The 14,761-nt window shown below is 39.0% G+C and carries 16 protein-coding genes and 1 rRNA gene (1 of these 17 only partly in view); all 17 read left to right on the plus strand.

Annotated elements, in window-relative coordinates; genetic code table 11:
- Nucleotides 1-8 precede the first annotated feature (8 nt).
- Nucleotides 9-1,202: a cation:proton antiporter gene (locus K9L86_01410; protein MCF7907526.1), complete on the plus strand. Its 1,194-nt coding sequence runs from the start codon at nt 9-11 to the stop codon at nt 1,200-1,202.
- The gene (locus K9L86_01415) at nt 1,199-2,431 is read left to right on the plus strand and encodes a glucose-1-phosphate adenylyltransferase (protein MCF7907527.1); all 1,233 of its coding nucleotides are present in this window, start codon (nt 1,199-1,201) and stop codon (nt 2,429-2,431) included. The genes K9L86_01410 and K9L86_01415 overlap by 4 nt, the downstream gene beginning before the upstream one ends.
- Before the next feature lie 11 nt (nt 2,432-2,442).
- Complete coding sequence (locus tag K9L86_01420; GenBank protein ID MCF7907528.1) at nt 2,443-2,985, plus strand: nitroreductase family protein; 543 nt, start codon at nt 2,443-2,445, stop codon at nt 2,983-2,985.
- 119 nt (nt 2,986-3,104) lie between these two features.
- Nucleotides 3,105-4,457 carry a magnesium transporter gene (gene mgtE, locus K9L86_01425; protein MCF7907529.1) on the plus strand — a complete coding sequence of 451 codons (1,353 nt, stop codon included), beginning with the start codon at nt 3,105-3,107 and terminating at the stop codon, nt 4,455-4,457.
- Nucleotides 4,454-5,488 (plus strand): N-acetylmuramoyl-L-alanine amidase, encoded by a 1,035-nt coding sequence (locus tag K9L86_01430; protein MCF7907530.1) that lies wholly within the window; start codon nt 4,454-4,456, stop codon nt 5,486-5,488. The genes mgtE and K9L86_01430 overlap by 4 nt, the downstream gene beginning before the upstream one ends.
- 1 nt (nt 5,489) lies before the next feature.
- On the plus strand, nt 5,490-6,281 hold the full coding sequence (gene murI / locus K9L86_01435; protein MCF7907531.1) for a glutamate racemase: 792 nt from the start codon (nt 5,490-5,492) through the stop codon (nt 6,279-6,281).
- Complete coding sequence (gene queD / locus K9L86_01440; protein MCF7907532.1) at nt 6,274-6,642, plus strand: 6-carboxytetrahydropterin synthase QueD; 369 nt, start codon at nt 6,274-6,276, stop codon at nt 6,640-6,642. The genes murI and queD overlap by 8 nt, the downstream gene beginning before the upstream one ends.
- Nucleotides 6,639-7,301 carry a 7-cyano-7-deazaguanine synthase QueC gene (gene queC / locus K9L86_01445; protein MCF7907533.1) on the plus strand — a complete coding sequence of 221 codons (663 nt, stop codon included), beginning with the start codon at nt 6,639-6,641 and terminating at the stop codon, nt 7,299-7,301. Before queD ends, queC begins: the two co-directional genes overlap by 4 nt.
- A gap of 9 nt (nt 7,302-7,310) precedes the next feature.
- Entirely contained in the window at nt 7,311-8,114 is an 804-nt protein-coding gene (locus K9L86_01450; GenBank protein MCF7907534.1) for a hypothetical protein, read from the plus strand.
- 37 nt (nt 8,115-8,151) lie between these two features.
- Nucleotides 8,152-8,826 carry a 7-carboxy-7-deazaguanine synthase QueE gene (locus K9L86_01455; protein MCF7907535.1) on the plus strand — a complete coding sequence of 225 codons (675 nt, stop codon included), beginning with the start codon at nt 8,152-8,154 and terminating at the stop codon, nt 8,824-8,826.
- Nucleotides 8,823-9,653 carry a fumarate hydratase gene (locus K9L86_01460; GenBank protein MCF7907536.1) on the plus strand — a complete coding sequence of 277 codons (831 nt, stop codon included), beginning with the start codon at nt 8,823-8,825 and terminating at the stop codon, nt 9,651-9,653. The genes K9L86_01455 and K9L86_01460 overlap by 4 nt, the downstream gene beginning before the upstream one ends.
- Nucleotides 9,650-10,156 (plus strand): FumA C-terminus/TtdB family hydratase beta subunit, encoded by a 507-nt coding sequence (locus K9L86_01465; GenBank protein ID MCF7907537.1) that lies wholly within the window; start codon nt 9,650-9,652, stop codon nt 10,154-10,156. The genes K9L86_01460 and K9L86_01465 overlap by 4 nt, the downstream gene beginning before the upstream one ends.
- Before the next feature lie 13 nt (nt 10,157-10,169).
- Nucleotides 10,170-10,895: a ribonuclease PH gene (gene rph / locus K9L86_01470; GenBank protein ID MCF7907538.1), complete on the plus strand. Its 726-nt coding sequence runs from the start codon at nt 10,170-10,172 to the stop codon at nt 10,893-10,895.
- Nucleotides 10,896-10,898: 3 nt separating this feature from the next.
- Nucleotides 10,899-11,495 (plus strand): RdgB/HAM1 family non-canonical purine NTP pyrophosphatase, encoded by a 597-nt coding sequence (gene rdgB, locus K9L86_01475; protein MCF7907539.1) that lies wholly within the window; start codon nt 10,899-10,901, stop codon nt 11,493-11,495.
- Between the two features lie 196 nt (nt 11,496-11,691).
- Nucleotides 11,692-12,339, plus strand: coding sequence for a serine O-acetyltransferase (gene cysE, locus K9L86_01480; GenBank protein MCF7907540.1), 648 nt, complete (start codon nt 11,692-11,694; stop codon nt 12,337-12,339).
- On the plus strand, nt 12,330-13,244 hold the full coding sequence (rfaD, locus tag K9L86_01485) for an ADP-glyceromanno-heptose 6-epimerase (protein ID MCF7907541.1): 915 nt from the start codon (nt 12,330-12,332) through the stop codon (nt 13,242-13,244). The genes cysE and rfaD overlap by 10 nt, the downstream gene beginning before the upstream one ends.
- A 159-nt stretch (nt 13,245-13,403) precedes the next feature.
- Nucleotides 13,404-14,761, plus strand: a 16S ribosomal RNA gene (locus tag K9L86_01490); it runs 234 nt beyond the window's last position.

Raw genomic sequence — 14,761 nt, forward strand, 5'->3', positions numbered from 1 at the left:
ATTTAAATATGGTCAACAATCCGATTCTAAGCCTAGCGATTGTTTTCATCCTAGGCTTTTTTGCTTCCCGTCTGGCTAAGAAGTTAAAAATACCTACCATTACTGCTTATGTTATTCTAGGTATATTGTTTTCGCCGAGTTTATTGAATCTGTTATCTAAGAACTTACTTGAGGCGTCAGGGTTTTTTTCTAATGTAGTTTTAGGGATGATTGCTTTTAGCTTGGGTGAAAGTTTCTCACTTGGAACTTTGAGACGGGTAGGTAGGGCGGTTACTGGAATTTCAATAAGCGCTTCAGTTGTCCCTTGGTTTTTAGTTACCTTGGCGGTAAGGTTTATTTTTAATCAGCCATTCTCGGTAGCTTTGATATTTGGAGCGATTGCTGCAGCTACTGCTCCGGCAGCTGTAGTAATGGTAACTCAGGAATATAAGAGTAAAGGAGATTTTACTGACACTCTTTTAGGGGTTGTGGCCATAGATGATGCTTGGGCTTTAATGATTTTTGGATTTTCATTAGCCTTAGCTAAAACTTCTTTAAACGGCAATGGTTCAGCTTTGCATGTAATTAAAGATGTCGGTTGGGCATCTTTAGAAATAGCCGGATCTTTAGGGGTGGGGGCTTTAGTTGCGGTAATTTTTGGTGCGCTTTCTAAGTTTGTCAATACGATGAAAGACCGATTGATCTATACTTTAGGTTTTCTATTTTTTGCAATCGGGGTCTCAATGTTTTTTCATCTGTCGGTTCTTTTGTCTTGTATATTCTTTGGGGCGATGTTGACGAATACTAACCGGATTAGTTTTGAATTTTTTAATTCCTTACGCGAGATAGATTCACCGTTGTATTTAATATTTTTTGTTTTAGCCGGTGCCAGTTTAAAAATCAGTGTTTTAGGCACGGCGATATCTTTAACCATTGGTTACATTGTTTTTAGGTCTTTAGGTAAAATTATCGGTGCCTTTTTGGGGGCGAAGATTATCGATACTTCTTTAATTATAAAAAAGTATATGGGGATAGCTTTAATACCTCAGGCCGGAGTAGCTTTGGCTTGTGCCCTTGTGGCTAAAGATGCTATTGGTGGTAGTTGGGGCGATAAAATTCTTACGATAACTATTGCTAGTACAGTTATTTTTGAACTTATTGGTCCTTGGGCGACAAAATTTGCTTTAGTTAGGTCTGGAGAAATACAGGAGCAAGAAATATGAGTACGATTCTTAAAGATGATGTATTGGCTTTTGTTTTAGCCGGGGGTAGAGGCGAGCGGTTGTTTCCTCTAACCGAAGAAAGAACAAAACCATCGGTTCCTTTTGGTGGTAAGTATAGAATAATTGACTTTGCGTTAAGTAATCTAGTCAACTCTGGTGTTTATTCAATTTACGTTTTGGTGCAGTATAAGTCACAATCGCTGATTGAGCATATAAGAACTAGTTGGCGTAAACCAGGAGTTTTACCGAAACATTTTATAACTGTAGTTCCGCCGCAAATGCGTAAGGATGCCGTAAGTGAGTGGTATCGAGGGACAGCTGACGCCATTTATCACAATATTAATCTTATTTATGATTTTAAACCACGTCATGTTGTTATTTTGGGCGGTGATCATATTTATCGGATGAATATAAAGGCAATGCTTGATTATCATATTCGTAAAAAAGCTCAATGTACGGTTGCGGCAATTCCAATTCAGGCTAATCAAGCCTATGAGTTTGGCGTGGCCGACGTTGATAAAAATTTTCAGGTTAAAAAATTCAAAGAAAAACCGGCGCTTTCAAGCGATAAAGCGGTCTTTGCTTCAATGGGAAACTATATATTCAATACAGATCTTTTAATTGATTTTCTTAATGAAGGGGCGAGAAAAAATACTCTGCATGATTTTGGTCAAGATGCAATACCCTATCTAGCTAGAAAAAAACGCGGAGTTTATGCCTATGATTTTTCAAAAAATAAGATCCCATCCCTGGGCCGGCATGAAGCTTCTTATTATTGGAAAGATGTAGGTTCAGTTTATTCTTATTGGCAGGCGAATATGGATTTGTTAGGTCGGCATCCGGTTCTTGATCTTGATAACCGACAGTGGCCGATATATACTTCTAATTTTGACTGCCCACCGGCTTATACTATTGGTTCGACAATAGAAAACTCTTTACTTTGCGAAGGGGTTAAAGTTTATGGTTCAACGATTAGGAATTCGATTCTTGGGCGTTCAGTTAAAATAGATGATGGTTGTTTGATTGAAGATTCAATAGTCATGGATTTTACACATATTAAGAAGACATCTTCTATCAAGCGGTCAATTGTTGATCGTTTTAATACTATACCGGCTGGAACAAAGATTGGTTATGATTCTCGGGGAGATTCAAAAAAATACCATCTTGATTCTTCAGGTATCGTAGTTGTAAAGAGAGGGTCTCGCAACGTGTCTTATGTTGGTTTATAGGTGCTAGTTTTATGGATGTTTTCGAAGCAATAAAAACAAGGCGGAGTATTCGTAGTTATCAACAGGATCCGATTGAGGAAGAGAAACTACAAATTATTCTTGAGGCTGGTCGGTGGGCTCCTTCAGCTTCAAACCGACAAGAGTGGCGCTTTATTGTTGTTAGAGATAAAGCTAGGAGAGAAGCGCTTTCAGTGGCTGCCAAGAATCAGATTTTCGTAAAAGAAGCGCCGGTGGTTATAGCTTGCTGTGCTGAGACGGATGGTCACCTGATGACTTGTGGTCAAGCCTGTTATCCAATCGATATAGCCATTGCAATCGATCATATGACTTTGGCTGCGGTTGAACTAGGTTTAGGTACTTGCTGGGTAGGGGCTTTCTATCCTGATCAAGTGAGGGCTATCCTTAGCATTCCCGAAGATATAAAAATAGTTGAGCTGCTTACTTTGGGATATCCTAAAACAAGCCCTTTCGGTCCTCATGATCGTTTAGCGATTGATAAAATAGTTTTTTCTGAAAAATGGGGTAATTTTTATAGGCCCACCGAGCACTTTTAGTTCCATTTTACTTGCTTCAAAAAGCTTTATTTAGTCTCAATCTTTTACTTTTGATTGTAGGGTCCAAGTGGTATAATCGATAATAATTATAGGATTATTGTTTAAACAGAGGTAACTCTATGTTGCGGCGAGGGTTAGTTAAAAAAATTGAGCGTTTGATTGAGGAAAAGAAATACTCTGGTATAAAGAGTTTGCTTCCGCGTCACCCTGAGGATATCGCTGAGCTTATCAGTCAGTTTTCAATTCCTGCTCACAAACTTTTTGTCTTCCGTTTAGTTCCCTACAGTAAGGCTGTCGACGTTTTTGAGTATCTATCAACCGAAGAAGAAGAGGATATGCTTAAAACTTTAAGCAGTCAAGAAATTCGGGATATTCTTAATGAGATGTCTCCTGACGATAGAACTGAGTTATTTGAAGAGGTACCGGCAGAGTTGGCCAAGCGATTTATTAACTTATTGTCGCCTGAGGAGCGTAAAGTTGCCGTTGAGTTTCTTAATTATCCTTCGGAGTCAGTAGGCCGTCTAGTTACTCCGGATTTTGTACAGTTGTACGAAAGTATGACTGTAGCTGAAGCTCTTTCTCATATTCGCGAGGTAGGTATTGAAAAGGAAACTGTCTACCATTGTTATGTTTTAGATAATCAGAAGCGCTTAATTGGCATAGTTTCTTTAAAGAAGCTAGTGCTTTCAAATCCCGAGACTAGAATTTCTGAAATAATGTTTAATAAAGATGTAATTAAAGTAACCGCTTCAACCGATAAAGAAGTTGCGGCTAATATTTTTAAGCGTTACGATCTTTTAGTTCTTCCAGTTGTCGACCATAATGATAAGTTGCTAGGTATAGTTACCTTTGATGACTTGGTTGATGTTTTAGAAGAGGAGGCAACCGAAGACTTTGAAAGAATCGCAGCGGTCGTTCCAGTTGAAAAGCCTTATTTAGAGGCTAATTTCTTTGAGTTGCTTTGGAAGCGAAGTTTTTGGCTGATCGTGTTGGTAGTTCTCGAATCAACCTCAAGCCTAGTTATGAAGAATTATGGTGGAGTTATCCAACGTTGGATAGCCTTAAGTTTTTTTCTTCCGGTTCTTATTGCCACTGGTGGAAATGCCGGCATGCAGTCAGCAATGATGATTATTAGAGGCTTAACTATTGGTGATATCAAGGTTAAGGATTTTTTTAGGGTCGTTTTCAGGGAATCTCTGCTTGGTCTTTCAATCGGATTGATTCTTGCTTTAGTAGGTTTGGCTCGGGTTTTCATTCAAGAAGGAGGAGATTGGCTGTTAAGCATTTCAGTCGGAGTAGCCATGGGTATTACGGTTATGTTCGCGGCAGTTATCGGGGCATCGCTTCCGATTATTTTTAGAAAGTTAAAGCTCGATCCGGCCCTTATGAGTGGACCTTTAATTACAACTATCGTTGATGTTGTCGGAGTTTTTATTTATTTTGAAATAGCCCGCTTGATATTAGGATTATGACCAGAAAAGCAGCTGCTTGTTTTTTATTTTTAATCTGTTCGGTTTTGGTTGGTTGCGCAACAACTCATTACAAAGGTTCTCAGAGGTACGTTTCAATTTGCGATTACATTGAATTAGAGAGTTTTTGTAAAAAGCATAATTTTACTTATAGCTTCGATACTATTGATGATGTCATTCACTTAAACTCAAACGATAAAGAGATAAAGCTTCTTTTAAACTCACCAGTCGTGGTTAAGAATGGTTCTTTTTTTCAGCTTAAGAGTCCGCCTTTGTATCGTAACGGTAAGATTTTGCTTCCGCCTCAGCTCACAAAGCTTATTTCTAAAGGCCCGGCAGTTTCCTTTAAACCGACATTTCAGCTAAAGACAATTGTTATTGATCCTGGGCATGGCGGAAAAGATCCAGGAGCTATTTCTAGGAGTGGCATGCAAGAGAAAAAAATAAATCTTATCGTTGCTGACTATTTAAAACAAGAGCTTGAGAGGCAAGGTTTTAAGGTGGTTATGAGTCGTTCTCGCGACACATACCTTACCTTGGCTGAACGTACTGGGGTTGCTAAAAGTCACAATGCCGATCTTTTCGTAAGTATTCATGCTAATTCCAATCGGTCATCGAGTGTTAACGGTACTGAAATATACTATTTGTCGCCTTCTCGCTTGAACAGTCGAGAGAGAGCTTTGCGACTAGCTAAGTCAGAAAATTTTTACGGTAAGTCCTTGAGTCCGGATACTAAAACGATTCTTTGGGACCTTTTGATTGCCAAGAATTATGCTCTTTCAGTTGAGTTTTCTAATATTCTTCATTTTACTTTCAAAAATTTGGGATTTAAGGTTGCATCGCCCAAGCAGGCTTCGTTTTATGTATTGCGTTTTGCTTATGTTCCGTCAGTTTTAGTTGAGATTGGGTATTTGAGCAATAGCTATGAGGAAAAAGCTCTTAGGAAAAAGCATTATCAGAAACAGTTAGCTCAAGCTATAGCATTAGGGATAACCTCTTTGAATAAACGTTATTCTGAAAACCCAAAGAATTAACATGAATAAACGACCAATCGGTATTTTTGATTCGGGAGTTGGTGGGCTTACGGTTTTAAGAGAAATCGAACGCGCTTTGCCAGGTGAGAATTTAGTTTATTTTGGTGATACGGCCAGGGTTCCTTATGGCAATAAATCAAGATCAACAGTAATAAAGTTTAGTCGTCAGAGCGTTAAGTTTCTTTTGAGTAAAAAGGTTAAAGCGATAGTCGTTGCTTGTAATACCTCTTCGGCCTTGGCTTTGGATAATTTAAAGGTTAGCTTTAAAATACCGATTGTTGGGGTTATTGAAGCCGGGGTTAAGAAGGCAATCACGGCTTCAACTAATAATAAAATTGCGGTTATTGGAACAAAATCGACAATTGCCAGCAGAAGTTATGAAAAAGAGATCACTAAAAGAGATTCTCAGGTGAAAGTCTATTCTCAAAGTTGTCCTTTATTTGTTCCTTTGGCTGAAGAAGGCATATTAAGGGGTAAAATAGTAAACGATATAATAAAGATGTACTTAGGAAAGATTAAAGCAAAGAAAGTCGGGGTAGTAATTTTAGGTTGTACGCACTACCCGTTATTAAAAGCCGAAATTTCTAAATATTTAAAAGGCGTCACAGTGATTGATTCAGCTCGAGCAGTAGCTTTATATACTAAAGAATTGCTGGCAAACAAGCGATTACTTAATTCTGGCCGAGGAGCAAGAAAAGAGTTCTACGTTTCTGATCAACCGGCTAGTTTTAGTAAATCAGCAAAGTTATTTCTAAAGCGAGAGATAACAAAACCAAGGATAGCAAATGCATAAAGTAAAGATAACAAGTCGTTTCAGTTCGGCCCATTTTTTACGTAATTATAAGGGTAAGTGCGAGAATCTTCATGGTCATAATTGGAAGGTGGAGGTCGTAGTTTCCGGTGAAGAGTTAAATTCTTTAGGGATGGTTATTGATTTTTCAGATTTAAAGAAACTTACTAAGTCGGTATTGGATGAATTAGACCATAAAAATCTTAACGATTTAGAATATTTCAAAAAAAATAATCCTAGCTCTGAAGAAATTGCTAAGTATGTATTTATTGAGCTAGAACCGGTCATATCAGCTAAGGGTTGCATTCTTGATGAGATACGGGTTTGGGAAACAGATAATTCTTGTGCAATATATCAAGGATGAAAAAAGCGGTAGTTCTTTTATCCGGAGGTATTGACTCAGTAACCACTCTTTATTATGCTAAAAGAAAAGGCTACAAACTAACTGCTTTAATTTTTGATTATAAGCAAAGACATAGAAAAGAGATTGGGTTTGCTAAAAGAGTAGCCCGGCTTAACAGAATCGATTATTTTGTTCAAAGAATAGATTTATCTTGGACTAAATCGAGCCTGACTAATAAGAAAATAAAAGTTCCTTCAAGGCGTAATCTAAAAAGTAAAAGTATACCCTTAACTTATGTCGCTGGAAGGAATATAATTTTTTTAACTTATGCTTTTTCTTTGGCTGAAAGTATTGGGGCGAAGTCGGTATTAATCGGCGCACATATCCAGGATTATTCTGGCTATCCGGATTGCAGGCCCGATTTCTTAGAGGCTTACGGTCGCGCGATAAACAAAGGACTTAAAGATAAGGGAATTAAGTTGGTTGCGCCGTTGATAAATAAGGATAAAAAAAGTATTATTAGACTGGGCTTAAAGCTTAAGGTTCCTTTTAACTATACTTGGTCTTGTTACGGGGGTAATAAACGGCCTTGTGAAAGTTGTGATAGCTGCCGTTTTAGAATCAAGGCTTTTAGAGACTTGGGCTTAATTGATCCAGGTCTGGTTAAGGTGGCCAATTGAATGACTAGAATGAAAAAACTTGTTTTTATAAGTTGTTTATGTCTTTATTTAAACTTTACTAGTTTACTATATGCTCAAAGTCCAGCTGAGATAATCGCTAAAACTAAGCAAGCCGTAACTGAACTGAAAAGTGTAAGAACCGAGGGTAAGACAGTAACTGGCTCAATAGATATAACTTACAATGAGAGTTTAATTGACTATGGGAATAAAAAGCTTTTTGCTGCCGAGAAAAAGGGTCAGGAGGTGTTGCGAAGTGCCTATATTTCTGACGGTATTACTTATATGTATAATGGGATGCTTGAGGAATGGTTTAGATTTAGTCAAGATATTAGCCCAATAGGTGATGTTTTTGATAAGGATAAACTTCTGGCTCAATTTCCTGATAATTTTGAAGAGGCCGGTTTTAGCGTAAAGTTTTTAGATGATGAGACTATTGGCGATCAGGTTTGCTATCTTATCGAAAGCAAGGTTGTCGATTTAAAGAAAGCAGCAGAGTTTGCTTTTAAATTTCTAGATAGATTTGTTTCAAGTCAGATCGCTAGTTTACTTAAGGAAAACGAAGATTTACTTGGAGACTATTTAGAAACTTACATGAGTAATTCTGAGACAAGGCTATGGATAGCCAAAGATAGTTTTTTTATTGCTAAGGTTCTCAATAGACATGATCAGGCTACTGGGCCAGATGAATCGGTTTCAATAAGAGTTGAGACTCGATATTATGATTTTAATAAGCCAGTAAAAATAGATGTTCCTAAAGAAGCTTTTGATTCACCAATGGTTTCAGCTGAGGATTTAGGTATTAATTTACGATAGGAGTATTTTAGAGCGGTTTCACTTTAACTTAGTAAATATGTCTCAACCCAAAGGAAAAATTTCAGAGATTTTCAAAAGTATTCAAGGTGAAGGTCTTTATCAAGGTCAAGCTCAGGTTTTTGTGCGTTTTTTCGGCTGCAACTTAACTTGTCGCTTTTGTGATACCAAGCTTGATTCTTATCAGGAGTTTAGTATTGACGAATTGATGTCAAAAATAGCTTTTTTTGATAATTATCATTCTGTGTCTTTGACTGGCGGAGAACCTTTAGTCCAGGTAGAATTTTTAAGAGAGCTATCCCAGAGATTAAAAAAAGCCGGCAAATTAGTTTATTTAGAAACTAATGGTACATTATATCAGAATTTAAAGCAGGTGATCGATAGTATTGATATAGTGGCAATGGATTTTAAACTGCCTTCTTCGACTGAAAGTAAGGACTTTTGGTTTATGCATCGGGAGTTTTTAAAAGTTGCTCAGACAAAGGAAGTATTTATTAAAGCCGTTATCGGTAAGGCTTCGCGAGTAGAAGATTTACGGATAGCTTTAGCGGTAATTAAGGAAGTAAACAAAGATTTACTTTTCGTTTTGCAGCCGGAGAATCCTTATGAGGAGGAGCTAAAGGGCAAACTAAATTATTTTGAAAAAGTTTGTAAAGAAAGAAATATTAATCTGAGCGTTGTTTCACAGTTACACAAAATCCTGGGGGTTAAATGAACCATAAAGTTTTAGCTGAAGATTTAGATAGGTTAGTTGCCAGGGCGGCCTTTTCTTTACGAGAAGATGTCAAGAGGCTCATTGTGAAGGCTTATCGAGTTGAAACTAATAAAAAAGCTAAAAGAGCTTTAGGCTGGATCTTAGATAATGCTAAGATTGCCCAAAAAGAAAAGTTAGCGATTTGCCAAGATACTGGGTTGCCGATAATTTTTATTGAGGCTGGTAGAGATATCAAGCTAAATACTTGTCTTGTTGATGCTATCAAAAAGGGTGTCGAAAATGGTTATCGAAATAATCATTTACGGCCTTCATTGACTGATCCTTTAAAAAGGGGATCTTCCTGTAAAGGAGCAATATCTTATTTAGAGTTTTCTAAGGCTAAGGGTTTAAGAATAACTCTTTTTCCTAAAGGTTTCGGTAGCGAAAATAAATCGCAACTTAAAATGTTTAACCCGACTGCTTCGATTGACCAGATAGAGGATTTTGTAGTTAGGGTGGTTAAAGAAGCTGGTCCGGAGAGTTGTCCGCCATTTGTTGTTGGGGTAGGTATCGGTGGAACTTCAGATAAGTCACTAGCTTTAGCTAAGAAAGCTTTAATTGGCAGAATTGATAAACCGAATTCAGATAAAGTATTAAATAGTCTAGAGAAACGATTGGTGAAAAGAATTAACTTTTTAAAGATCGGTCCGATGGGTTTTGGCGGAGGGGCTACTTGTTTGGCAGTGAAAGTACAAAAAGCTTTAACTCACATTGCTGGCTTACCAGTAGGGGTGAATATCAGCTGTCATGCGTTAAGAAGCGCGACCATAAAAGTTAACATTACATGAAAAATATTATTTTTCGAAAGTTAAAGGTTGGTCAAGTAGTTATGTTTTCGGGGGTGGTTTATACTGCTCGCGATCAGGCACATAAGCGACTAGTTGAGTTAATAAGAAGAGGTAAAAAATTACCTTTAGATCTAAGAGGGCAAATTATATATTATTGTGGGCCAACGGCGACGCCTAAGGGTAAGGAAATTGGCTCTTGTGGGCCAACTACATCTTCGCGAATGGATCTTTTTGTTGAACCATTACTTAAACAGGGCCTGCTGGGGATGATTGGTAAAGGTAGAAGAAACAAATTGGTAAGGGAGTTAATTAAGAAGCATAAAGGAATTTATTTTTTAGCTCCGGCTGGTTGTGGTGCTTTTCTAGCTAAGAAGGTTAAGTCAAAGAAGCTGGTGGCGTTTTCCGATTTAGGGCCTGAGGCAATTTATAGCTTAGAAGTTAAGGATTTTCCTTTGATTGTGGCAATTGATTCTAAAGGAAAAAGTCTTTATCAAGATTATTGAGAAAAGGAGCAAAATGATTAAACGTAGCGACGGAAGAAAACCAGATCAACTGCGGAATATTAATATTAAGAGAAAGTTTTTGAAATATGCTGAAGGATCTTGTTTGATTGAGATGGGCAATACTCGGATTATTTGTGCGGCTAGTGTAGATAAAAAAGTACCGTTTTTTCTAAAAAATACCGGTGAAGGTTGGTTAACTGCCGAATATCGGATGCTTCCTTGTTCCAGTGAAGATAGAATCCAACGCGATAAGATTTCTGGTAGAACTATGGAGATTCAACGGTTAATCGGTCGGTCTTTGCGTAGTGTAGTAAATTTAAAAAGACTCGGCGAAAGAACTATTCGAATTGATTGTGATGTTATCCAGGCCGACGGAGGAACCAGAACTGCCTCGATTGTCGGGGGTTATATTGCTTTGGTTGATTGCCTAAATAAGCTTTATAACCGAAAGGAAATATTTGAGCTTTGCATAACTGATTTATTGGCGGCAACTAGCGTTGGTACTTGGCAAGGAGCACATTTCTTAGATCTAACTTACCTAGAGGATTCTCAAGCTGACGTGGACATGAACGTGGTCATGAAAGGATCTGGTGAGTTCATTGAAGTTCAGGGAACGGCTGAAAAGGGGAGTTTTTCTGAAAAAGACTTAAGCTCATTTCTTAAGTTAGCTAAAAAAGGGATTGAAGAGATAATTAATTTAGAGAAAGATTTGTTTAAGGATATTTTAGCTAAACTATAAGCTATGAGGTTAATTGTAGCTACCGAAAATAAGTCAAAGCTTAAAGAAATTAGAAAGATCTTGAAAGGAGTCGGTTTGCAGATTATTTCTTTAGCTGATCTAGATAAAAAAGTCTGCATAATTGAGAATGGTAAGACTTTTCTAGCTAATGCTAAGAAAAAAGCAATTCCGGTTTCAAAGATTTATCCTCAAGATTTAGTTTTAGGCGAAGATTCTGGTCTTGAGGTTGATTGCTTAGGGGGAGCACCAGGAATTTATTCTAAGCGTTATGCTGGAAAATCAGGAAACCCTCTTAAAAATAACCGGAAATTGCTTAAAGTCTTAGAAGGAGTTTCGGTTAAAGACAGAGGCGCTAATTTTCATTGTTGTTTAGTTTTGGCTCGGTCCGGAAAATTAATTAAGGCTTTTAATGGTCGATTAACCGGTCGAATAAATATAGTCGAAAAGGGATCTAATGGTTTTGGCTATGATCCGGTCTTATATCTTACCGGTCACAAAAAGACTGTAGCTCAATTATCGTCTTCAGTTAAAAACAGAATCAGCCATCGGGCTAAGGCCTTTAATAAATTGAAGAGATATTTAAAAAGCAAAAGTATTTGACATTTAGCCTGTTTTAGCTTATCTTAGATACATTATGCCAAAGAAAATAAAACGAAAATTACGCTGGAGAAGGCGGATTAAGAAGAATAAGGGCCGAAAGCCTAACCACGGACGATAAGAGGCAGTAGAACTTGGATATCCTTTGTTGGTGGGAGTTTTCTGTCTTTAAATCTACTTTTTTACTTTAAACAGAAAAATGAAGTTAAGTAAAAGAATAAGAGAAGACATCAAGACTGTTTTTCGTGAGGATCCGGCTGCCCGCAGCACCCTGGAGGTATTGTTGTGCTATCCGGGTTTGCATGCAATATGGGTGCATCGGATTTCCCACTGGCTATGGGTAAAGGAGCTCAATACCTTAGCTCGTTTATTATCTCATATGGCTCGGTTTTTAACTGGAATCGAAATCCATCCTGGTGCGAAGATTGGAAGACGTTTTTTTATCGATCATGGCATGGGGGTGGTAGTCGGTGAAACCTCAGAAATCGGCAATGATGTTTTACTTTATCAAGGAGTAGTTTTAGGCGGAGTATCTCATGAAAAAGCTAAGCGGCATCCAACCTTAAGTGATAAGGCAGTTATTGGCGCCGGAGCAATACTTTTAGGTCCGATCAATATTGGTAAAGGCGCTCGGGTTGGTGCTGGCTCAGTAGTTATCAGCGACGTTCCCGAAAATGCTACTGCAGTCGGGGTTCCGGGAAGAGTAGTTTTGCCTAAAGCTAGCAAGAAGGTTAGCGGTGTTGAACTTGATCATAATAAACTTCCTGATCCGGTAATTGAGGTTTTACACCGGCTTGAGAAGCGAATCGAAGAATTGGAAGATAAGTGTAGGGAAAAATGCGAGTAGTTGTTACCGGCGGAGCCGGATTTATTGGTTCAAACATTGTCAAGATATTGGAAGAGAATAATGCTAAGGTAATTGTTCTTGATAATTTTTCTCATGCAAACTACAAGAATCTTATCGATTTAAATGCTGAGATTATTTGTGGGGATATCAGCGATGAGTTAATTTATAAAAAGTTGCCAAAGGTAGATGCTGTTATCCATGAAGCAGCCATTACCGACACAACCCTAGCTGACGATACTAAGATGATGACGGTAAACTTTAATGGCTCGAAGAATGTTTTAAATTTCTGTCTGCAAAATAAGATACCTTTAGTTTATGCTTCAAGTGCTGGAGTTTATGGAGAGACTAAATCAATCGCCAGAGAAGATCAGAGGTTAACCCCACACAATATTTACGGATATTCTAAATATATTTTTGATTGTCATGTTTTAAAATTATTAAAAGAAGGTAAGACTTCATCGATCGTAGGCTTGCGTTATTTTAATGTCTATGGACCCGGGGAGTACCATAAAGGTTCGGCGGCAAGTATGACCTATCAGCTTTATCTGCAAATGAAACAAGGTAAGCGTCCGCGAGTTTTTAAGCATGGCGAACAACAGAGAGATTTTATATATGTAAAGGATGTTGCCCAGATAACAGTAAAAGCCTTAGAGTCGAAAATCAGTGCAATTTTAAATGTAGGTACAGGTATTCCGCGCAGCTTTAATGATATCATTAAAAGTTTGAATACAACCCTTAAAACAGATCTAAAACCAGACTATTTTGACAATCCTTATGGGGATAAATATCAAAACTTTACTCAAGCTGAAACGAGTCTTTTAAAAAAGACCCTAAATATTGAAACTCAGTTTTCCTTGGAAGAGGGAATTGACGATTATATAAAAAATTATCTAAATAATACTTGACAAAAATTCTGCTTGGTGTATAAATAATAAGCCTTATCGGAATGGGCCAAGATCAATCTTTTTGAAAAAACTAAAGCAAATATGAGGCAAGGGAGAAGTGTCCTTTGGATACTTTTTTTCTGTCTTATTGTTCTCTGAAAAACCCGCAATTTTAAAAAGCCTTTGGAGGGTTTGATCCTGGCTCAGAGTGAACGCTGGCGGCGTGGATTAGGCATGCAAGTCGAGCGATCCTTGCTATTGATGTGGATGAAGGTTTCGGCCGGATTTCGCTGATATAGCGCTGGATAGCGGCAAACGGGTGAGTAACGCGTGGGTAACCTACCTTGAGGAAGAGCATAGCTCCGTGAAAACGGAGGTAATACTCTATGATCTCATGGATCGTAAGTTCTATGAGCAAAGATGGCCTCTATTTATAAGCTGTCACCTTAAGAGGGGCCCGCGTCCTATCAGGTAGTTGGTGGGGTAATAGCCTACCAAGCCAAAGACGGGTAGCTGGCGTAAGAGCGTGACCAGCCACATCGGGACTGAGACACTGCCCGGACTCCTACGGGAGGCTGCAGTCGAGAATCTTTCACAATGGACGAAAGTCTGATGATGCGACGCCGCGTGGGGGATGACGGTTTTCGGATTGTAAACCCATTTTATTGAGGAGGAATGTTATGAGGTTAATAACTTCATAGCTTGACTTTACTCGATGAATAAGCCACGGCTAACTCCGTGCCAGCAGCCGCGGTAATACGGAGGTGGCGAGCGTTACTCGGTTTGACTGGGTGTAAAGGGTCTGTAGGCGGCCTTACAAGTGAAAGGTGAAATCTTTCGGCTCAACCGGAAAACTGCCTTTTAAACTGTTTGGCTTGAGGATGGAAGAGGAGAGCGGAACTGTCGGTGTAAAGGTGAAATTTGTGGATATTGACAGGAACGCCCGTGGAGAAGTCGGCTCTCTGGTCCATACCTGACGCTGAGGGACGAAAGCTAGGGGAGTGAACAGGATTAGATACCCTGGTAATCCTAGCCGTAAACGATGAGCACTAGGTGTTCGTCCGTAAGGATGGGTGCCGCAGTTAACACATTAAGTGCTCCACCTGGGGACTACGGCCGCAAGGCTAAAACTCAAAGGAATTGACGGGGGCCCGCACAAGCGGTGGAACACGTGGTTTAATTCGATGCTACGCGAGAAACCTTATCCAGGGCTTGACATGCAAGAAGTAATCCCGATGAAAGTCGGGATGACCGGTATCCAGTCCGAAACTTGCACAGGTGCTGCATGGCTGTCGTCAGCTCGTGCCGTGAGGTGTTCCCTTAAGTGGGAGAACGAGCGCAACCCTCGCCCTTTGTTGCCACCCTTTTAGCTTGTCTAGAAGGCGCACTCTAAGGGGACTGCCCGCGTTAAGTGGGAGGAAGGTGGGGATGACGTCAAGTCCGCATGGCCTTTATGCCCTGGGCTACACACGTGTTACAATGCCTGTTACAATGGGAAGCGAAGCCGCGAGGTGAAGCAAATCCCTAAAAATCAGGCT

The organism is Candidatus Omnitrophota bacterium (assembly GCA_021735655.1).
Lineage (GTDB): Bacteria > Omnitrophota > Gorgyraeia > Duberdicusellales > 4484-171 > JAHKAJ01.